Consider the following 20791-nt stretch of genomic DNA (forward strand, 5'->3'; position numbering starts at 1 on the left):
CGAGAACAAGCCATGACGCAGGCGGAAAGATTATCCCCGTCGCCGCACCGCTGATGCGTCCACCACGTTCTCCGCCTCATCGTTCCAGCTCAGGATCTCCATCGCCAGCACGGGGTGATTGAAACCCTTGAGCTGGAGATCGTCGAGGGCGCGGGCTTCGACCCAGGGCTCGACCATGCCGTAGACGCGGCGGCTGACCACGATCTGGTTGGGCTTGGCTTCGCCGCACAGGCGTGAGGCGAGGTTGGTGACGCTGCCGATCGCGGCATATTCCAGCCGCTGCTCGAAGCCGACCTGGCCGAGCGTGGCATAGCCGAGCGCGATGCCGATGCCGAACCCCAGGCTGTGCCCGCGGTTGCGCCAGCGCTCGGTCAGGGGGCCGATGGTGTCGCGCATCTCCACCGCCATCTTCACGGCGCGCCTGGTGTGGTCCTCGAACTGGATCGGCGCGTTGAACAGGATCATCACGCCGTCGCCGGCATATTTGTCGAGCGTGCCCTCGTATTTGAAGATCAGCCCGCCGAGCGCGGCGTGATATTCGCGCAGCACGTTCATCGCCTCTTCCGGCTCGGTGGCTTCCGTGAACGCGGTGAAGCCGCGCAAATCGCAGAACACCACCGTCACCTCGCGGCGCTGGCTGGTGAGCAGCCCTTCCGGGCTGTCGGAGGAGGCGATCAGCTGCGCCACCTGCGGCGCCAGGAAACGTTCGAGCTTGCGGATGCGCTCGATCTCGCCGAGCTGGGTCTTGACCCGCTCCTCCAGCGACTTGTTCCAGTCCTTGAGCTGCTCGGTCTGCATCCGCAGCTTGTCGGCCTGGGCGCGCACGGTCTCGTTCGCGGCCTCGAGCTCGCGGCCCTTGTGGTCGACCTCGGTGAACAGGCGCGCATTGCGCATCGCCAGCACGGCCTGGTTGGCGAAGGTGCGCATCAGGCCGATCAGGCTGGGAGCGAACTCGCCACCGCCGCGGCGCAGCACCACCAGCGAGCCGAGCGTGCCCTGCTGGTCGACCAGCGGCACCACCAGCACCGAGTGGAAGCCGGCCGCGAGCGCGACCTCGCGCAGCGGCTGTTCAGTGGCCTGATCGAGATCGGCCAGCGCGATCGGCTCGCCGCTGCTAGCGGCATCGCTCAGGATGTTGTCGCCCTCGTCGATGGTGACATGTGCGCCGTCGGCGGATCTGTCGATGCCGCCCGCCTCGACCAGATTGAAGCGGCGCCGCTCGGCGTCGAAGCCGTAGATCAGCACGGCATCGGCATGGGTGATCTCGATCGCGCGCGCGGCAATCGTCGGCAGCACGGCGTCGAGATCGAGCGAGGCGGCGAGCGCGCGGCCGACCTCCTCCAGCACCTTCAGCTCGTTGATCGACTGCGCGAGATCGCGGGTGCGCTCCTCGACCTTGGTCTCCAGGTTCGAATAGGTCTCCTGGATCTGGTCGGCCATGCGGTTGAACTGGCTGGCGAGGTCTTCCAGCTCGTCCGAGGTGTGCACGTCGATGCGGTGGCTGAAATCGCCTTCGCCGAGCTTGTGGGCGCCGTCGCGCAGCGCCGTGATCGGGATGATCATGCGGCGGGCGAGCAGCGTGCCGGCGAGGATCGCGACCATCAGGCCCATCCCGATCAGCAGCGCGATGCGCACCAGCTGGTCGCGGATCGGCATCAGGGCCTGCGTGGTCGGCTGCTCGAACAGCACGCTCCAGCCGAGCTTCGGCACGGTGCTCGCGGCGCTCATCACCGCATGGCCGTTGAAGTCGGTGCCGGAGGTGTCGGCCGCGTGGTCGGGCGCGATCGCGGCCGCGACCTGCGGCAGCTTCGACAGATCCTTGCCGACCTCGGGTCCCTTCGACGACGTCGCCAGCACGCGGCCGCGCGGATCGACCACATAGGCAAAGGCGGCCTTGCCGACCTGTGCGTCGGACAGGAAGTCGGAGAGAAAGCTGAGATCGATCTCGGCCACGGTGACGCCGGCATTGAAGCCGGAATGCGCCACCGAGATCGACATCAAGGGCGTGCCGTCGGCGAACCAGGCCGGCGCATAGCTGACGCCGCGGGCGACCGTCTCGGTGAAGCGGATGTCGCGGGAGAGGTCGGCGTTGCTGCCGGTCGTGGTCGACTGGCGCGAGACGCGCAGCACCTCGCGGCCCTCGCCGTTGAGCTGGAACAGCTGCTTGACGACCGAGACCTGGTGCAGCAGCGAGGCATAGTCGGCGCGGCGCTTCTCGAGCGTGTCCTGGCTCGCCCGCGTCACCCAGCTGATCTGGCGGTCGAGCTCCGAGATCGACTGCTCGATGCGCCGGGCGGCGCTTTGCGCCTTGTCCTCCAGGCCGTCGGTCAGCTGGGTCCTGGTGGCGCGGTAGGAGATCCAGGTCTCCATCGCGCCGTTGACCGCGAGGACGAACACGACGAGGCCGACGAGGGAGACGACATATTTGGCGAACAGGCCCTCGCGCAGAAACCGTGTCTTGTCGTTCGCTCCTGCCATCCCGATCCTCTTGCGCCGCCATCGACGCCGGCGCTAAGGGCCGATGGGCCCATGCGGGGTCGTTCTATCACAATTTGGGCCAAAGGACCGCCGCGCGCCCCGGCGACAAGCCGGCGTGGTTACCCGCTGTGGACGCCGGGGCGGATGGAAGGAGGGATGGTCGCAGCCCCATCAGCGGTTGAAGAGTTGCCGCAGCACGTCGTTCATTGGCTGACTGTCCTGCTGCGCGACCGGCGGGTCGTCCAGGGTCGGGGCGGTGGGCGAAGCCTGCGGCGCCGGTGTGGAGGATGGGGCCGGCAGGCTGCGGTTGCGGCCACTGCCTGGCGCGGTGCCGGTGCTGCTTCCCGCGCCACCGGACAACCCCTGCTGGATCAGATTGCCGATCGCCTCCCCCAGCGGGCCGCCGAGCGGGTTGTTCTGACCGGACTGCTGGGCCTGCGGATTGGCGCTGCCGGCCGCATTGCCGCTGCCCGGCGCATTGGCCCCACCGAGACCGAGGCTGCCCAGAATGTTGCCGAGCCCGGCGCCGTCAGGGCCGAACAGGCCCTTGCCCATCTCGCGCAGCTTGGCATAGGCGGCGTCCGGATTGTCCAGCATGCCGGCCATATCAGGGTAGATTCGCGGCTGCGACCAGGAGCCCTGGATCATCACGGGAATGCCGAAGCCGACCGGCTCATTGGTGCGGCCCTGGCCTTCGGTGGTCATCACCAGCTTCGGCTCGACGCGGAAACCCATCATCTTGGTGTCGAGCGCGATGGTGCCGGCGCCGGTGACGCGCACCAGCGGTCCGATCAGGTTGAGATCGGTCGTGACCGCCTGCCCCTTGTCGATGCGGAACGAGGCCGAGAGCTGTGACAGGTCCGTGCTTTGCTCCTGAGCGGGGCTCTGGCTGTCCTGCCAGCCGGACAGCGTGCCCGTCGTCAGCGAGCGGATCATCTGCGCGACGTTGATGCCGCGGATGGCGCCGTCCTGGAAATTGACGAAGGCGGTGCCCTGCATGTTCGCCATCAGGGCGCGCTGGCTGGTGCCGGCGCTGCGCAGCGCGAGCTTGGCCTGCAGCTTGCCGTCGATGCGGTCGAATTCGGCAAGGCCCTGAAGCAGCGGCAGCGCCCGCACGCCGACCAGATCGGAATGCATGGCAAAGCTCGGCGCGCCCGTGGTCGCATCGAGGATCACCTCGCCCGAGACCTGGCCGCCATAGGCGCCGAGATTGGCGGTGCCGGCCTTCAGCACGCCGCCGGCGAGCTTTGCATCGAGCGCCAGCGGCGCGATGCGCGCATCGCCGATCACGGCCTCGTTCGCGGAGATTCTCACCTGCGCATCGACATAATTGAGCCCGGAGACGTCGATCGGCGCATTGCTCCAGGGCTGTCCGGCCGCGCCCTGCGGCGATTTCGCCAGCGGGATCGCCAGCCGCTGGAAGTCGAGATCGACCTTCACCAGGGGCTTGCTCGCGATGTCGACCGACGCCCAGCCGTTGAACGCGCCGTCGCCGAGCCGGCCATTCACGCCGTTGATCATCACGACGTCGCCGCTCAGCCGCATCTCGGCATGTCCGGTGAGTTGAGACTTGAGCACATCGGGCATGTCGATGGCGAAATCCACGGGAACGGTCGGCCGTTCGGCCGGCGATGCCGGCGCGGTTGCCTTGATGTCGAACTTGGTCGGATGATCGCCCACGCGCGCGGTGCCGGTGACGTTGACCCTGCGGTCACGGCCGACGATTGCGTCGGCGTTGATGGCGCTGATGCGGCCCTCGACCCGATCGCGCAGGCGGGAGAAGGCGACTTCGCCGTCGGTGACCTTGACGCGGTCGATGGTCGCGCCGTCGACCTTCAGCGTCGGCGGCTTCGAGGACGATCCGGCATTCGGCAGGCGCTCACGCAGCAGCGGCTGGTAGAGCACGGGATGGGTGACGATGAGCTCGCTGATCTCGGGGCGGCCCGACCACAGGCTGGAGAGCGACATCTCGGCCTGCACGCTGTCGACCGTCAGGCGCGTGATGCCGCTGCGATCCCTGGGGTCTGCAAGCGTGAGGTCGTTCAGGGTGACGTTCAGCGTCGGCCACAGGCTGATCTTCGTGGTGCCGTCGATCGACAGCCGATAGCCGGTCGCACTCTCGACCCGCGAGGCGATCGTCGAGGTCAGGAAGCCCGACGGGATCCCGATCACCAGCAGGGCTGCAATCACGATAATGACGGCGGCCAGAGCCGCGCCGACGAATTTCACTGCTCTCATGTCGACTTTCCAATGACGGACGGTCGGCGTCGAATCCCGCCGGCCACCCATCCTTCGCGCCCTGAGTTTATCCCCGGACGGGAAGCGGCTCCAAGCGCGTAAAAATAGTCAGGGGGTGCTGCAAAGTTATGTGACTTATGACACACTTCTCCGACGCGGTTTTACGCGATCCTGATGGTGATGGTTTCAAGCGATTTGCCGAGACAACGGACCAGAAACGTTCACAAGGACATTGAAATGAGCAAGCAGGCCGAATTTGCGGTCATCCTGAAGATGAACGCGATGTTCGCGGATCTCGGTACAGACGAGCTCCAGCGGCTGTCCAACCTCTGCCACACCCAGCATCTGGGCAATGGCGAGGTGCTGTTCCAGAAAGGGGACCCCGGGGACGCGCTGTTCGGCGTGCGCCGTGGCCAGGTCCGCATCGAGACCGGCGCCGCCGACGGCAGCCGGCTGACGCTGAATTTCATGGGACCGGGCGACCTGTTCGGCGAGGTCGCGGTGCTGGACGGCCAGAATCGCACCGCGGATGCGACCGCGGGCGAGGCCAGCGAATTATTCGTGCTGCGGCGCGAAGATTTTCTCAGCTTCCTCGAACGCGAGCCGAAGGTCGCGATCAAGATCATCGCGCTGCTGTGCCAGCGCATCCGCTGGCAGAGCGAGCGCATGGAGGAATCCATGCTGCAGCCGCTGCCGGTCCGCCTGGCGCGACGGCTCTGCGCGCTCGCCGCCGATTTCGGCTCCGAGGTGCACATCTCGCAGGAGCAGCTCGGCGTCTTCGTCGGCGCCGCCCGCGAGAGCGTCAACCGTCAGCTCCAGGCCTGGCGCAAGGAGGCGATCCTCGATCTGCAGCGCGGCCGGATATTGCTGCGGAACATGACCAAGCTGACGGCGATCGCGCGAAACGAGTGAGGTCAACCGATCGGCAGCCTGCGTCGGCGGACGCGATCCCGGTCAATGGCGATGATGCTGTGCTGAATCTCGTACTCGGCGAGAGCGGATAGAACCTCCGCCAGCCGGACCCGGACCCTCGCCTCGGTCCAGTCACCACCTCGGAAAAGAATGAGGCTTGGGCTGTCGCCGCCCGCCGTTGCAATGAGGCGCGGATAGTCGAGGTCTGCTGTGACGACTGTGCGCGCCTCCTGCCTGGCGCGATCGATGATCTCAACATCGCTCGCAGCATGAAGTCCTATCGCAGAGGCGTGGACGGCATCATGTCCCATCTCTGTGAGCCAGCGCGACGGCACCGGCGAGAGGGGCATGTCGACGAGGGACTTCACTTAGCCGGGACTGTGGGACGCAGCTCGACGGCCTCGTCCTCAGCGAGGAAGGCCGCATAGGCCAACGCTTCGTCAATGTCTTCACGTTCGAGATACGGGTAGTCGTTCAGGACGGATTCCCGGGTTTCGCCGGCGGCCAGCAGGCCGAGCAGCCGCGCCACTGGAAACCGCAACCCGCGAATACAGGGCTTGCCGGTGCAGACCGCGGGATCGATCGTAATGCGCGTAAACGTCATAGGCACAACATAGCGCCAGCGGCCGCCTTTCGCCAGTGCACGACCGCGGCCTTTCGAACCCTACTCCGCCGCGGGATGCACGATATTCCTCGGCGCTGGCCCGGCTTCCGCCGGCGTCGCCCCGCGATGGCCGTCCGTCTCGGCGTCCTCGCTGTGCACGATCAGGCGCTTGGCGAAGCGCCAGATCAGGGCGCCGAAATCGTCCATCACCATGAACATCGCGGGCACGAACACCAGCGACAGGATGGTTGAGAAGATCAGGCCGCCGATCACCGCGAGCGCCATTGGCGAGCGGAACTCGCCGCCGGCGCCGACCGCGAGGGCGCTCGGTATCATGCCGGCGGCCATCGCGATCGTGGTCATCACGATCGGCCGGGCGCGTTTCATGCCGGCGTCGATCATGGCCTCCTCGCGCGGCTTGCCGGCGCGAATGGCTTCGATCGCGAATTCCACCAGCATGATCGCGTTCTTGGTGACGATGCCCATCAGCATCAGGATGCCGATCCACACCGGCGTGGTGAGCTGCTTGCCGGTGAGGAGCAGGGCGGCGATGGCGCCGCCGATCGAGAGTGGCAGCGAGAACAGGATGGTGATCGGCTGCAGGAAGGTGCCGAACAGCAGCACCAGCACGGCGTAGACCATCATCAGTCCCGCCGTGATCGCGGTGGCGAAGCCCTCGGACAGTTCGTTCAGGCTTTCCGCGTCGCCGGAGGGCGAGACCTTCACGCCCTTCGGCAGGGTCTTCATGACCGGCAGGTCGTAGATCTTCTTGGTGGCATCGCCGAGCGCGGCGGAGCCGACGAGGTCGGCGGCGACGGTGGCCTGCCGCTCGCGGTCGTAGCGGTTGATGCTGGTCGGACCCTGGTCGAGCTTGACGTCGGCGATGACCGAGAGCGGCACGCCGCCCTTCTCGCCGCGCTCGCCGAGCGGCACGCGCAACTGTTCGAGCGTCTTCAGATTGCCGCGCGCGGCATCCTCGAGCTGCACCCGGATCGGTACCAGGCGATCGCCGACGTCGAATTTGGCGAGCGCAGGGCCGACGTCGCCGATGGTGGCGACGCGGATGGTCTGCGACAGGCTTTCGGTGGACACGCCGAGCCGCGCGGCAAGATCGGCGCGCGGTTCGATACGCAGCTCGGGACGCTCCAGCGAGGTCTCCGAGATCACATTGGCGATGGTGGGAATGCGCTTCATCTGCGTCGCAAGCTCGCTCGCGACGTTGTTGACGATGTTGGGATCGACGCCGGTCACCACCAGCGAGATGGCGCGCAGGCCGTTCTCGTCCAGGAACCAGAAGCGGATATCGGGAACGTTCTCCAGCTCCTGGCTGATCGAGAACTCGAGCTCGCGCTGGGTGATGTCGCGGCTGCCCTTGGGCGTGTAGTTGATGATCAGGGCGGCGCGCCGCACTTCCTGCGTGCCCGGCGGGACGCGCCCGCCGTCGACGAAGATGCTCTTGACCTCGGGCCGCTTGCGCAGGCGCGCGACGATGTCCTCGGTGACCTTTTCGGTGTAGGCGAGCTGGGTGCCCGGCGGCAGCTCGAGGGCAAGCAGCGAGCGGGCGCTGTCCTGCGCCGGCAGGAAGCCCTGCGGCAGCAGCGTGATGCTCCAGATCGAGGCGGCGAAGATGCCGAGGCCGATCAGCACCGTGATGAAATAGTGTTTCACCGACCAGGTCACGATGCGGTGATAGGACCGCAAGATGCGTCCGGGCGGCGGCTCCTCGTGATGGCCATGTTTGAGGAAATAGGCGGCCAGCACCGGCGTGACGAAGCGCGCGGCGAGCAGCGAGAAGAACACCTGCACCGAGACGGTGATGCCGAATTGCTTGAAGAACTGTCCGGCGATGCCCGACATGAAGCTTGCGGGTGCGAAGATCGCGATGATGGTCAGCGAAATCGCGATCACCGCGAGGCCGATCTCGTCGGCGGCCTCGAGCGCGGCGCGATAGGGCGATTTGCCCATGTTCATGTGCCGAACGATATTCTCGATCTCGACGATGGCGTCGTCGACCAGGATACCCGTCGACAGCGTGATAGCGAGGAAGCTGACGAGGTTGAGCGAGAAGCCGAGCAGATCCATCGCCCAGAACGCCGGGAAGATCGACAGCGGCAACGAGATCGCGGCAATGATGGTGGCGCGCAGGTCCCGCAGGAACAGCAGCACGATGATGACGGCGAGGATGGCGCCTTCGAACAGGGTCGAGATCGCCGCGTGGTAATTGCCGTTGGTGTATTCGACCGAGGTGTCGATCACCTTCAGATCGACGTCGGGATAGGCGGCCTTGAGCGCGTCGATGCGCTTCTGAACGGCCTCGGCCACCTTGACGTCGCTGGCGCCCTTGGACCGCTTGATGCCGAGCGCGACGATCGGCTCGCCGTTGAAGCGGGCGAAGGTGCGGCGGTCGGCGATGGTGTCGGTGACGGTGCCGAGATCGTCGAGCCGGACCTCGCCGCCGCCGAACAGCGGAATCATGGTGCCGGCAAGGTCACCCAGCGTCTTGGCGCCCGCGAGCGTGCGGATCGCCTGGTCGTTCTTGCCGATCTCGGCGCGCCCGCCGGCGACGTCGACATTGGTGCCGCGCAGGCTCTGGCTGACATTGACGGCGGTCAGGCCCATGGCCTGCAGACGGTCCGGGTCGAGCGAGACCAGGATCTCGCGCTCGACACCGCCGATACGTTCGACCTGGGCGACGCCGCGGACCCCTTGCAGCGCGCGCTTGACCACGTCGTCGACGAAATAGGAGAGCTGCTCCGGCGTCTTGCCGGGCGAGATCGCGGCATAGGTGACGATCGGCAGGCCGATGACGTCGACGCGCTGGATCAGCGGCTCGGTGACGTTCTGCGGCAGGTTGGAGCGCACGCGCGTCACCGCGTCCTTGACGTCGTTGAGGGCGCGGTCGGTATTGGTCTCCAGCGCAAACTGGATCGTGGTGACCGACACGCCGTCGGTGATCGAGGAGGTGATGTGCCGCACGCCCTCGACGCCGGAGACGGCGTCTTCGATCGTCTTGGTGACCTGGGATTCCAGCTCGGCGGGTGCCGCGCCGAATTGCGAGACCACGACCGAGATCACGGGAATGTCGGCCGACGGCAGCCGCGTCACTGCGAGCTTGGTGAAGGAGACCCAGCCGAGAATCAGCAGGATGATCGAGAAGACGACCGACGGCAGCGGATTGCGGATCGACCATGCCGAGATATTGAGAGCCATCAGCGTACCCGCGTGCGATCGAGTTCATCGGCGAACATGGTCTTGATCTGGTCGCCGTCATGGAGCGAAGAGCCGGCATCGGCGACGACGATCTCGCCGACCTCGAGCCCTTCCAGGATTTCCGTGGCACTGTCGGACGACAGTCCGACCCGTACCTTGCGCGTCTGGATCGTGTTGCCCTTGACGACCTGAATGGTGAGATGGTCGATCGCCGTCTTGGGAATCGAGACGCCGCAGCTTCGCTTCGCGTCGATCGAGGCGCGCGCGAACACGCCGACCTTCAGCGAGGGATTGTTGGTGACGCTGATACGGACCCGGCCGAGCTGCGTGGTGCGGTCGATCTCGGGCGCGACCAGCCGGACCCGGCCGATCAGATCGGGCGCGTCGTCGCGGCTGATGCGCACGGTGGCGCCGGAGTTGAGCTTGGTCATGTGCACCGCCGGGACCTGAGCATCGAGCTCGATCTCGTTGTTGACAGCGATACGGAACATCGGACCGGCCTGCGGCGAGGCCGGCGCGCCGACGATGGTGCGGACCTCGGTGACGAGGCCCGCCGCCGGTGCCTTCAGCGAAATCGGACCTTGCGGGCCCGGTCGCTGCGGCTGGCCCGGGATCTGCGGCGGCGCGGTCAGGCGCGCCAGCTCCTGGTTGTCGGCGACGATTGTTCCCTCGGTGACCAGGAGGTCGGTGACCTTGGAGCCTTCCTGGTCGGCGATGACCACGGCCTCGCGGCGCGGCACGAAGAAGCCGGTCACACGCACGAGGTCGGAGAAGCAGGCATTGGTCGACTTCGTCACGATGACGAGCGCATCGCTTTGCGTCTCCTTCGGCTCGGGGCGCTTGCGATGCTCGAACAGATAATAGCCGACGCCGAGTGCCACGACGAACACCACGGTTCCGGCAGGCTTGAGATATTCGGAGAGATTCATCGCCGGATCATCCTGGCCTGGCTCACGGCCGTCCGTGCGAGGCCCATGAAACGCGTTTCCCTGAAACGAAGCGGCGTCCCGCAAGGCTGCGGGACGCGCTTTGGAAGCGAGACTTTACACCACATCACGACCGGTCACTTCAAAGGATTGCGTCGTGCTTACTTCGATGCGGTGGTCTTGTTTTCCATATTGACGACCTGCACGCGGCGGTTGACCTCCGCCATCGGCTGGCTCGGATCCTTCAGCTTGCTCTTGCCGTAGCCGACGGTGACGAGGTCGGTCGCGGAGATGCTGTACTTGTCGACGAGGTAGCGCTTGATCGCGTCGGCGCGACGCTCCGACAGGTCCTGATTGTAGGCTTCGCCGCCGGCGGCGTCGGTATGGCCGGCAACCACGAAGGTGGAGCCCTTCAGGTCGGGACTGGTCAGTGCGCGGCCGAGCGCCTGCACGGAAGGCATCGACTTGGCGCTGATATTGGCGGAGTTGTAGTCGAACGTGATTTCGAGATCGATGTTCGGCTTGTCCTTGGCGACTGACGCGATCTCCTCGCGCTCGGTCGACGACAGCGAACGCGTCGAGCGGCCGCGCACCGACTGGATCAGCTTGGTCTCCGCCGCGTTCGGCGCGGGATTGGCCTGCGGGCCGATCGAGAGGCCGCGGGTCAGGGGCTTCTTCGGCGCCGGTGCCAGTGCGCGGACGATGTCGTCCTCGGTGACGTTCTTGCTGTTGCCGTCGTCGCCGGCGAATGCGGGCGCGGCCGGCAGCGACAGGGCGGCGCCAAGAGCGATGATGGACAGGATCGCGGTAAGTCCCTTTGCAGCCGATTTCATAGCCAGTCCCTCCAGTGCAGCCAGCTCGCGCGGTTCGAAAATTCCTGCAATCAGCCCCCGTGGGGAGCCTGCGGCATCCGTTCGTTAGTCTTGCCTGGGCCCCCCAGGGTTCGAGGCGCCGCCGGCCTCAGCTCAAAAAAATACTAGCGCACTCCGTAGCTTGCAAATTCCTGAACGATGTTCGGATCCATCGCCTTGGCGTTGGCGATATCGAGTGCCCCTTCCTGGGCGGAGCCGTTGCGCTGCTTGGCGAGGCCGCGTCCGTAGAGCGAGGAGGTCAGGCGCGGGTTGATCTTCAGGGCCGCATCGAAATCGGCGATGGCGTTCTTGACCGCGCCCGACTTGAGATTGACGAGCCCGCGGCTATCCAGCGCATCGACGAAATTCGGCCGCAGCCGCAGCGCCTCGTTGCAATCCTTCAATGCGCCCTGGAGGTCACCGACCACGGTGCGGGTCCAGCAACGATTGTTCAGCGCCTCGACGTCCTTCGAATTGATCCGAAGCGTATCGTCGAAATCCTTGATGGCGAGGTTGTAGGCGCCCTTGCTGGCGTAGACCTGGCCGCGCCGGTACAGCGCGTTCACGTCGTCCGGATTGGCGGCAATCTTGGAGGTCAGGCTCTTGATCGTGGGATCGTCGGCCAGGGCCGCGGCACTCGGTCCGCTGTCCGTGCTCGGCGCCGGCGCGGCCTCGATCGGCTTCACCGGCGCAGGCGGTGGCGGCGGGGGCAGGGCTGCCTCGACCTGCGGCTTCGGCGGGGGCGCCGGCGCCGGTGCAGGTGCAGGCGGGGGAGCGGGCGCGGGTGCCGCGGCGGTGTCGGCCGGCTTCGGCGGCGGAGGCGGTGTCGGCGGCGCGGGCGGGGCCGGCGGGTTGTTGGCGACGACCGGCGGCGGCGCGGGAGGCGCGGGCGATGCCGCCGGTGCCGGACGCGGTCCGCCGGCTCCCGGGCTGAACGAGAAATCTTCGGCCAATGAAGAGGATATCCACGGCACCTGCTCGCCGCGCGACGCCCTTGTAACGCCCATCTTGGTACGGTTCAGCGTCTCCTCGGCCATCAGGTCGGGGACGCGGATTTCCTTCAAAAGCTCCTGGACGAACAGGCTGTGATCGCCGCCGGCGTCGGAGACCACCGAGGCCAGCGCCGCCGAATACATCACCAGCGTGCCGTTCGGCGCGATGACCGGGGTCAGGCCGGCCGAGAAGCTGCGGAACCGGCGCTCGAACGGATTGCGCCTCGAGGCGTCGATCAGTGCGATCTTGACGCCGGCGCCACGGGTGTTGAGCTCGCCGAGGACGGTCTCGAGGCTGAAACCGTCGCGGCGCACGTCGGACTCCGTCCAGATCTGCGCATCGATCGGCAGCAGGTAGCTCTGGCGCGCCGACTGGATGCCGAAGCCGCTGAAGAACACCAGCGCCACCGATCCCGGCTTGATCTTGCTGTAGAGCTTGTCGAAGGCTCGGCGCATGCCGTCGCCGGTCAGATTCTCGCCGATCTCGACCGCAAAGCCGTCGCGCTTGAGCTCGTCGGCGACGTTGCGCGCATCGTTGATCGGTTCCTTCAGCGGAGCATCCGCGTCCGGATATTTGGCGTTGCCGATGACCAGCGCAAAACGCTCACCGGCCGCAAACGAGGGGACAGTCGGGACGAGCGAGATGAGCAAGGGCAGAAGAAAAAAGAAGCGAATTTTCATAATCAGCGCGGTCCAGCCAAAAAGGCGCCGTTCCCAGCTTGCGCCGCGGCGACCTTAACTTACGCTTCTTCCATTATCAAACCGGGGACGGGGGGCGTCAACCGCTTGGAGATTCGGCGTTATCGCGACTATTGACCGCAACGCCTGGGTGCGCCGCAAGGGGAATAAGCAGGTTGTCATGGCTGTCCTCGTCGCGATCCGGCTCGATCCTATCGGCAGCATGGTAGGGCAGGAACGGCGTCGAAAACGTGATGGGTCTCACATTGAAGGCCCCGCCGCGGTCGCGCCGCGCGGGGTTTGACCTTTACGGCGGACGATGGCTTGCTTGCGCAGCATCGTCCCGTCAAGACCCACTCAGAAAAGCAAAGCAAGAACCATGGGAAGCGCCTACGAGATCTACGCCCTGCGCTATGCGACGATGTCGCCGCGCACCCCCGGCATGAACTTCCTGGCGCCCGATCCGCATGACAGCGCGGCGCAGGATCTCGATTATTTCGTCTGGCTGATCCGCGGGGGCGGCCGCGACATTCTGGTCGACACCGGCTTCAATGCCGAAGAGGCGAGCGCGCGGGCGCGCAAGCTGACGCTCAACCCCGTCGATGCGCTGGAGCGCTTCGGCGTCGCCGCATCAAGCATTCGCGACGTCATCGTGACGCATTTGCATTACGACCATGCCGGCAATCTCGACCGTTTCCCGAAGGCGCGCTTCCATCTGCAGGAGCGCGAGATGGCCTACGCGACCGGCCGCTGCATGTGCAACGGCCTGTTGCGCCATCCGTTCTCGGTCGAGCACGTCACGCAGATGGTGCGTCATGTCTATGGCGAGCGCGTCACGTTCTATTCGGGCGAGGGCGAGGTCGCGCCCGGCGTCACCGTGCATCGTGTCGGCGGCCATTCCGACGGCTTGCAGGTGGTCAAGGTCGAAACCGCGCGCGGGCCGGTGGTGCTGGCATCCGATGCCGCGCACTATTACGCCAATCTGCAGCGCAGGAGCCCGTTCCCGATCGTCTACAATGTCGGCGACATGGCGCAAGGCTGGGAGACGATCGAGCGCCTCGCCGGCCATCCTGACCGCTTCATTCCCGGCCACGATCCGATCGTGACGGAGATCTATCCGCGTGCCGGCGACAAGGTCGACGCCTTCGCGCTGCACCTGCCGCCGTCGCGGTCGTTTGCGAAATAGCATGGCGTCAGTGCCTCGCGCCCTCGCACGCGTCTCGAAGGATGAAGGCCGAGATGCAGCAGCCGGGCCTTCATGGTTCTCGCGGCGATGCGAAGCATCGATCGCGAGACGGCGCTTACGCACCTCCGCGATCGACTTGGGTTCGTGCTCATAGATCCTGGATGCCGGCTTTCGAGGGGCGAGCGGACACGCAGCCCTACCCGCGGGACGTCGCCTTGTGACCCGGAGCTGACATCAGGACGCAGGGATTGGCCTTTCGGGAACTTCAAGCTTAGTGCAGACTTCAGGCCATATTTCGAAGAATTGGATAGGGTGCTGCCGATGCCAATTTTCCTTGATCGACACGATCTCTCGGGGCTGACCGCCGCCGATATCGCCGAGGCGCATCGCAAAGACTTGGAAGTGCAAGATCGATACGGCGTTCGTTTTCTAACGTACTGGTTTGATGAATCGCGCGGTACGGGCTTCTGTCTCATTGACGCACCGGATATCCGAACGGCGATGAGGGTTCATGACGAAGCTCACGGCGACGTAGCGAAAGATGTCATCGAAGTGGACCTCTCGGCGGTCCAGGCGTTTCTGGGGAGGGTGTCCGACCCGGCCCCTAGCGGCGCGGCAGACGATGTCAAATTCGATTCGGCGCTGCGAGCTATCATGTTCACCGACATCGTTGGCTCTACCAGCATGACGGAGCGTCTTGGCGATGCCCGTTCAGTGGAGATGGTTCGGGCTCATGACGCGCTGGTGCGCCGGGCCTTGAAGGACGAGGGCGGGCATGTGGTGAAGCACACCGGCGATGGTATCATGGCATCCTTTGCCGACGCCTCTGCCTCCGTGCAATGCGCCCGCGCCATCCAGCGCGCATTTGAAGCCTTCAATCTGGCGAGCAAGGAGAAGCTTCAGGTGCGAATTGGCATCGATGTCGGCGAGCCGATTGCTGACAGCAACGACCTGTTCGGTGCGACCGTTCAACTGGCCGCTCGTTTGTGTCAGTTGGCCGACCCCGATGCCATTCTCGTGTCAAAGGCTGTACAGGATTGCATCCGAGATCGTGTGCAAGTGTCAAGCTTGGGTGCCCACCATCTCAAAGGCTTTCAGCAGCCCATTGATGCATACGGAATCGAATGGCGTTAATTGTCGCGACTACTGGCGACGTCTGCGTTCGGCCCATCAGTGAAGTAGCAGCGCAGCCCATTGAGGTCCGCTCAGTGAGGCATTGCGAACCAGATTTGCTCAGGTTGAGTTCTTCGCCCCTTAGCGTTCGATCATTTCAGAGAACAATCTCTTAAGTCTGTGCCCATAAGGTGTGCTTCCTATCCGTCACGCAGACCGACATACACACTCATGGGCGAATTGCGATCCGAAGAGAGTCAAACTCAGCAGCTTGCAACTTGGCCGCGATGGAAACGATGGCTCGCCGACGCTGGTGTTCTTGACAGTCGCGTCCTGCTCATGAGCGACACTGAGCGGCAAAGAACTAAAACAGAGAACCTCAGGCGATTGGCTGCTCGACCGCTCTGGGAGAAGTGCATTGCGATCGCAGGACTTGCCACAGGCGCGATCTCTGTTGCGGCGTATCCATATTTATTCGGACACCTAACAATCGGATGGGGAAAACTGGGCTTCACCAGGACGATTGTTCTGTCCGAAGAGCCAGCTCTCTTCATAGCCACGCTGCTGTTGTTTGAGAGCTTCTTCGTCTGCTTATTCTATTTTTTGTACAAGGTTTACTTCTTTCAGGGCAGCGACGGACGCCCTAGGTCCTAACCAGCCTCGGCGAATGTCCGCTTCTGGCCCATCGCGGACGTGGGCCCGTGCTTCGTCGATGTCCGCGTTATGGGCACACGCGTTAATACGCCTGCTTCGCGTCGGCCTCTTCGCTGGTCTGAATCAAATCGAGGCTCTGCTCGATCTTGCCGAGCAGCATGGACAATTGCTTGCGCTCCTGCGCCGAGAGACAGGAGAGGATCTCGTCTTCACGCCGCAGCAATTGCGGGAACAGTTGCTCGTAGAGGGCGCGGCCCTTCGCCGTCAGTTGCAGGCGGAATTCGCGACGGTCGGCTTTGTTCTCGACCCGCTCGATCAGATCCTGATTGAGCAGCGCGGTCACCGCGCGGCTGATGGTGGATTTGTGCGTGCGGGTGCATTGCGCGATGAACTGCGCGCTGCAGGCATCGTTACGGAACCCGAGCGTGGCGATCACGCGCCAGGCCGGGATGTCGAGACCGTGGCGTTCCTGATATTCGACCGCGAGCGCGGAACTGACTTCGGCCGCGAGCCGGTTGAGCCGGAACGGCACGAACTTGAACAGATCGAGCCGCGGTTCTCGCCGCACTGCGGCCTGATCGGCCTCGCGCGCCTTCAGTGCGGTGTCGCTGGATGTCCTCGCCAAGAGAGTGCTCCGAATTCCAGTTGACGGCCGGCCGGCTCCGGTCCAAAATAGTTGCACGTGAGACTATCTAACAGATCAGTGCTCTCCTGACCAGAGCCGAGGTTAGTGTATGGCGCAACCCACGACGCATCAGGCCAAAGCCCAGTTCGGCTATCGCCGCCATCCCGATCAGGACCGCGCCAGCCAAAGCCCGGCCGAGCATCCGGTCGTGGTTGTCGGCGCAGGCCCGGTCGGGCTGTCGCTTGCGATCGATCTGGCCCAGCGCGGCCAGCGCGTCGTCCTGCTGGATGACGCCGACCGCATCGGCGAGGGCTCGCGCGCGATCTGCTTCTCGAAACGGTCGCTGGAATATTGGGACCGGCTCGGCGTCGGAGACCGCATGGTCGCCAAGGGCGTGGTCTGGAGCGTCGGCCGGATCTTTCACGGGGAGTCCCAGCTCTACCAGTTCAACCTCCTGCCTGAAGACGGCCACAAGCGGCCGGCCTTCATCAATCTTCAGCAATATTACGCCGAGGCCTATCTGGTCGATCGCGTCAGCGAGCTTCCCGAGATCGACCTGCGCTGGCGCAACAAGGTGACGGCGCTGGAGCAGCGCAACGACGGCGTGGCGCTGACGATCGAGACGCCGGAGGGCGTCTATCGTCTGCATGCGCAATATGTCATCGCCTGCGACGGCGCGCGATCCTCGCTGCGGCAGATGGTCGGCGCCGAGTTCGCGGGACAGGTGTTCGAGGACCAGTTCCTGATCGCCGACGTCAAGATGACGGCGGAATTCCCGACCGAGCGCTGGTTCTGGTTCGATCCGCCGTTCCATGCCGGCCGCTCCGCGCTGCTGCACCGGCAGCCCGACGACGTCTGGCGCATCGATCTTCAGCTCAATCGTTATGCCGACCCCGTGGTCGAGAAGAAGCCCGAGAATGTGCGGCCGCGGATCGCGCGCATGCTTGGGCACGACAAGTTCGAGTTCGAATGGATCTCACTCTACAAATTCCAGTGTCGGCGGATGGATCGTTTCATCCATGGCCGCGTGATCTTCGCCGGCGATTCCGCGCATCAGGTCTCGCCGTTCGGTGCGCGTGGCGCCAATTCCGGACTCGAGGACGCCGAAAATCTCTCGTGGAAGCTCGACCGCGTGCTGCGCGGCGCTTCGCCGGCGAGCATGCTCGAAAGCTATAACGCCGAGCGCAGCATGGCGGCCGACGAGAACATCCGCGAATCCACCCGCTCCACCGATTTCATGGCGCCGAACTCGCATCAGGAAGCGCGGCTGCGCAAGGCGGTGCTGTCGCTCGCCAAGGAGACCGAGTTCGGCAAGCGCATGGTCAATGGCGGACGGCTGTCGGTGCCGTGCAGCTACGACTCCCCGCTGTCGTCGCCGGATGCCGATGCCTGGCACGGCGGGCCGCCTCCCGGCTGCTCCATGCTCGATGCGCCGATTGCCGAGCAGGCCTACCTGACGGATGCGTTCCGCAAGGGTGGAACGGACTTCACGCTGCTGTCGTTCAGCAATGGCGCCGCGATCGATGCGCCGGCCGGCGTCAAGGCGATCCGGATCGGCGGTGAGAGCGGACTTGCCGATCCCTCCGGCCTCGTCGCGAAGCGCTATGATGGCGAGCCCGGCACGGCCTATCTGCTCAGGCCCGACGGCTATGTCACGGCGCGCTTCCGTCATCCCACACGCGAAGCCGTCGCTGCGGCGCTGTCGCGCGCCCAAGGTTTCAATTGACGGCCTGAATCGAGGTTTTGCATGCCGTTGTCGACCAGCTCCAATTTCGCGCGACCTGACGACGCCTTTCGCGCCGTCGTCGAAGCGCATCGCGGCCTCACCGAGGAGCAGAGCGCCGATCTCGACGCGGCGCTGGTGCTGATCCTCGCCAATCATATCGGCGACATCGATGTGCTGCGCGAGGCGATCGGCCTCGCCAAGCGCCGCATGATCGACGGCCAGCAGCAGCAACAACAGCAGCAATGACCCTGAGAATTCAAAGCAAAGCTCAAAGGACGAATTGATGGCGAAGAACTTCGCATCCACCGGCGATCTCGCCGAGAAGAAGATCACCTTCTCCGAGATCGGCACCGATCTCTATGCCTTCACCGCCGAGGGCGATCCGAATACGGCCGTGATCGTCGGCGACGACGGCTGCCTCGTGTTCGACGCGCAGGCGACGCCGGCGATGGCGAACAAGGTGATCGAGCGCGTCCGCGCCGTCACCGACAAGCCGATCAAATATGTCGTGCTGTCGCATTATCACGCCGTGCGCGTGTTAGGGGCCTCCGCCTACAAGGCGCAGGGCATCGTCGCCTCGCAGGAGACCTACCGGCTGATCGCGGAGCGCGGCAAGCAGGATTGGGATTCCGAATATGGCCGCTTCCCGCGCCTGTTCCAGGATGCGCAGAGCATCCCGGGCCTGACCTGGCCGACGCTGACCTTCGAAGGCGAGATGACAATTTACCTCGGCAAGCGCGAGGTGCGGCTGATGCAGCTCGGGGCCGGCCACACCTCGGGCGACATCGTCGCCTGGGTGCCGGATGCCGAAGTGATGTTCTCCGGCGACCTGATCGAATATCATTCGGCCTGTTATTGCGGCGATGCGCATTTGCGCGAATGGCCGCTGACGCTGAACGAGATCCGCAACTTCAATCCCAAGGCCATCGCGCCGGGCCGAGGCGACGCGCTGAAGGGGCTCGCCACGGGCCGCGAGGCCATCGCGATGACGCGCGACTTCGTCACCTCGCTCTATGGTGCCGCCGAACTGTCCGTGGCCAAGGGCCGCTCGCTGAAGGAGACGATGGCGGCGACGCGCGAGGTGATGGATCCGAAGTTTTCGAGCTTTGCCATCTACGAGCACTGCCTGCCGTTCAACGTGTCGCGCGCCTATGACGAGGCCTCGGGGATCGACGATCCCGTGATCTGGACCGACAAGCGCGACCAGGAGATGTGGGCCGCCCTGCAAGGAGGAGGATAGCCATGAACATCAACACCTCGCCCGATCAGATCATCCGCAGCTCGGCCCAGGTGACGCCGGGCTACATGTCCGGCTTCGGCAACAGCTTCGAGACCGAGGCGCTGCCTGGCGCGCTGCCGATCGGGCGCAACTCGCCGCAGCGCTGCGCCTACGGGCTCTATGCCGAGCAATTGTCCGGCTCGCCTTTCACCGCGCCGCGCGGCAGCAACGAGCGCTCCTGGCTCTACCGTATCCGCCCGTCGGTGAAGCATTCCGGCCGCTTCGAGAAGGTCGATGCCGGCCTGTGGCGCTCGGCACCGTGCCATGAGTACGATCTGCCGATCGCGCAGCTGCGCTGGGATCCGACGCCGCTGCCGAAGGAGGACGTCACCTTCGTCCAGGGCGTGCAGACCATGACCACCGCCGGCGACGTCAACACGCAGGCCGGCATGGCCGCGCATGTCTACCTCATCACCAAGTCGATGGTGGACCAGCATTTCTACAATGCCGACGGCGAGCTGATGTTCGTGCTGCAGCAGGGCAATCTTCGCCTCGTCACCGAGTTCGGCCGCATCGATGCCGAGCCCGGCGAGATCGTGGTGATCCCGCGCGGCGTCAAGTTTCGCGTCGAGATTCCGAACGGGCCGGCCCGCGGCTATCTCTGCGAGAATTACGGCGGCGCGTTCACGCTGCCGGAGCGCGGGCCGATCGGTGCCAATTGCCTTGCCAATGCCCGCGACTTCCTGACGCCGGTCGCGCATTACGAGGACAAGGACACGCCGACCGAGCTCTACGTGAAATGGGGCGGTTCGCTGTTCAAGACGCAGCTCGCGCATTCGCCGATCGACGTGGTCGCCTGGCACGGCAATTACGCGCCCTACAAATACGACCTGCGCACCTTCTCGCCGGTCGGTGCGATCGGGTTCGATCATCCCGATCCCTCGATCTTCACGGTGCTGACCTCGCCGTCGGAAACCGCGGGCACCGCGAATATCGACTTCGTCATCTTCCCCGAGCGCTGGATGGTGGCCGACAACACCTTCCGTCCGCCCTGGTACCACATGAACATCATGAGCGAGTTCATGGGCCTGATCTACGGCGTCTACGACGCCAAGCCGCAAGGCTTCGTCCCCGGCGGCATGAGCCTGCACAATTGCATGCTGCCGCACGGCCCCGACCGCGACGCCTTCGAGCATGCCAGCAATGGCGAGCTCAAGCCGGTGAAGCTGACCGGCACCATGGCCTTCATGTTCGAGACCCGCTATCCGCAGCGCGTCACCGCGCACGCCGCCAATGCTTCGACGCTGCAGGACGACTATGCGGATTGCTGGAAGGGCCTGGAGAAGAAGTTCGATCCGAGCAAGCCGTAGTTACTGCGT

16 protein-coding genes are annotated in these 20791 nt (G+C 65.0%); 7 read left to right on the forward strand and 9 right to left on the reverse strand.

Going from position 1 to position 20791, the window contains the following annotated elements; translation table 11 throughout:
- Positions 1–30 precede the first annotated feature (30 nt).
- Positions 31–2478, reverse strand: coding sequence for an adenylate/guanylate cyclase domain-containing protein (locus D6B98_RS29830; RefSeq protein WP_126260605.1), 2448 nt, complete (start codon positions 2476–2478; stop codon positions 31–33).
- Between the two features lie 171 nt (positions 2479–2649).
- Positions 2650–4716: an AsmA family protein gene (locus D6B98_RS29835; RefSeq protein WP_126260606.1), complete on the reverse strand. Its 2067-nt coding sequence runs from the start codon at positions 4714–4716 to the stop codon at positions 2650–2652.
- Positions 4717–4953: 237 nt separating this feature from the next.
- Here D6B98_RS29835 and D6B98_RS29840 point away from each other — a divergent pair, with 237 nt between their 5' ends.
- Positions 4954–5628 carry a Crp/Fnr family transcriptional regulator gene (locus tag D6B98_RS29840; RefSeq protein WP_126260607.1) on the forward strand — a complete coding sequence of 225 codons (675 nt, stop codon included), beginning with the start codon at positions 4954–4956 and terminating at the stop codon, positions 5626–5628.
- 2 nt (positions 5629–5630) lie between these two features.
- Here the strand turns inward: D6B98_RS29840 and D6B98_RS29845 are convergent, their stop codons facing one another.
- The 6 genes from D6B98_RS29845 to D6B98_RS29870 form a co-directional block, all read right to left on the reverse strand.
- On the reverse strand, positions 5631–5996 hold the full coding sequence (locus D6B98_RS29845) for a DUF5615 family PIN-like protein (protein ID WP_126260608.1): 366 nt from the start codon (positions 5994–5996) through the stop codon (positions 5631–5633).
- Positions 5993–6232 carry a DUF433 domain-containing protein gene (locus D6B98_RS29850; RefSeq protein WP_126260609.1) on the reverse strand — a complete coding sequence of 80 codons (240 nt, stop codon included), beginning with the start codon at positions 6230–6232 and terminating at the stop codon, positions 5993–5995. Before D6B98_RS29850 ends, D6B98_RS29845 begins: the two co-directional genes overlap by 4 nt.
- A 60-nt stretch (positions 6233–6292) precedes the next feature.
- Entirely contained in the window at positions 6293–9442 is a 3150-nt protein-coding gene (locus D6B98_RS29855; RefSeq protein WP_126260610.1) for an efflux RND transporter permease subunit, read from the reverse strand.
- Positions 9442–10371, reverse strand: coding sequence for an efflux RND transporter periplasmic adaptor subunit (locus D6B98_RS29860; RefSeq protein WP_126260611.1), 930 nt, complete (start codon positions 10369–10371; stop codon positions 9442–9444). The genes D6B98_RS29855 and D6B98_RS29860 overlap by 1 nt, the downstream gene beginning before the upstream one ends.
- 158 nt (positions 10372–10529) lie before the next feature.
- Complete coding sequence (locus tag D6B98_RS29865; protein WP_164718952.1) at positions 10530–11201, reverse strand: OmpA family protein; 672 nt, start codon at positions 11199–11201, stop codon at positions 10530–10532.
- 143 nt (positions 11202–11344) lie between these two features.
- Positions 11345–12892 carry a caspase family protein gene (locus D6B98_RS29870; protein WP_126260613.1) on the reverse strand — a complete coding sequence of 516 codons (1548 nt, stop codon included), beginning with the start codon at positions 12890–12892 and terminating at the stop codon, positions 11345–11347.
- 376 nt (positions 12893–13268) lie between these two features.
- On the opposite strand from D6B98_RS29870, the gene D6B98_RS29875 reads away from it, so the two are divergent.
- Entirely contained in the window at positions 13269–14075 is an 807-nt protein-coding gene (locus tag D6B98_RS29875; RefSeq protein WP_164718953.1) for an N-acyl homoserine lactonase family protein, read from the forward strand.
- 321 nt (positions 14076–14396) lie between these two features.
- Entirely contained in the window at positions 14397–15209 is an 813-nt protein-coding gene (locus D6B98_RS29880; protein ID WP_126260615.1) for a nickel-binding protein, read from the forward strand.
- Positions 15210–15924: 715 nt separating this feature from the next.
- On the opposite strand, the gene D6B98_RS29885 is transcribed toward D6B98_RS29880, so the two are convergent.
- The gene (locus D6B98_RS29885) at positions 15925–16467 is read right to left on the reverse strand and encodes a MarR family winged helix-turn-helix transcriptional regulator (RefSeq protein WP_126260616.1); all 543 of its coding nucleotides are present in this window, start codon (positions 16465–16467) and stop codon (positions 15925–15927) included.
- Positions 16468–16576: 109 nt separating this feature from the next.
- On the opposite strand from D6B98_RS29885, the gene D6B98_RS29890 reads away from it, so the two are divergent.
- The 4 genes from D6B98_RS29890 to hmgA are packed head-to-tail and all read left to right on the forward strand — an operon-like array spanning position 16577 to position 20782.
- Positions 16577–18193, forward strand: a complete 1617-nt coding sequence (locus tag D6B98_RS29890; protein ID WP_126260617.1) for an FAD-dependent oxidoreductase — start codon at positions 16577–16579, stop codon at positions 18191–18193.
- A gap of 21 nt (positions 18194–18214) precedes the next feature.
- Positions 18215–18439, forward strand: a complete 225-nt coding sequence (locus D6B98_RS29895; RefSeq protein WP_126260618.1) for a DUF2783 domain-containing protein — start codon at positions 18215–18217, stop codon at positions 18437–18439.
- A 37-nt stretch (positions 18440–18476) separates the two neighbouring features.
- The gene (locus D6B98_RS29900; RefSeq protein WP_126260619.1) at positions 18477–19433 is read left to right on the forward strand and encodes an MBL fold metallo-hydrolase; all 957 of its coding nucleotides are present in this window, start codon (positions 18477–18479) and stop codon (positions 19431–19433) included.
- A 2-nt stretch (positions 19434–19435) separates the two neighbouring features.
- Positions 19436–20782: a homogentisate 1,2-dioxygenase gene (gene hmgA, locus D6B98_RS29905; RefSeq protein WP_164718954.1), complete on the forward strand. Its 1347-nt coding sequence runs from the start codon at positions 19436–19438 to the stop codon at positions 20780–20782.
- Positions 20783–20791: the final 9 nt, after the last annotated feature.

The organism is Bradyrhizobium sp. LVM 105, from assembly GCF_003957705.1.
Lineage (GTDB): Bacteria > Pseudomonadota > Alphaproteobacteria > Rhizobiales > Xanthobacteraceae > Bradyrhizobium > Bradyrhizobium frederickii.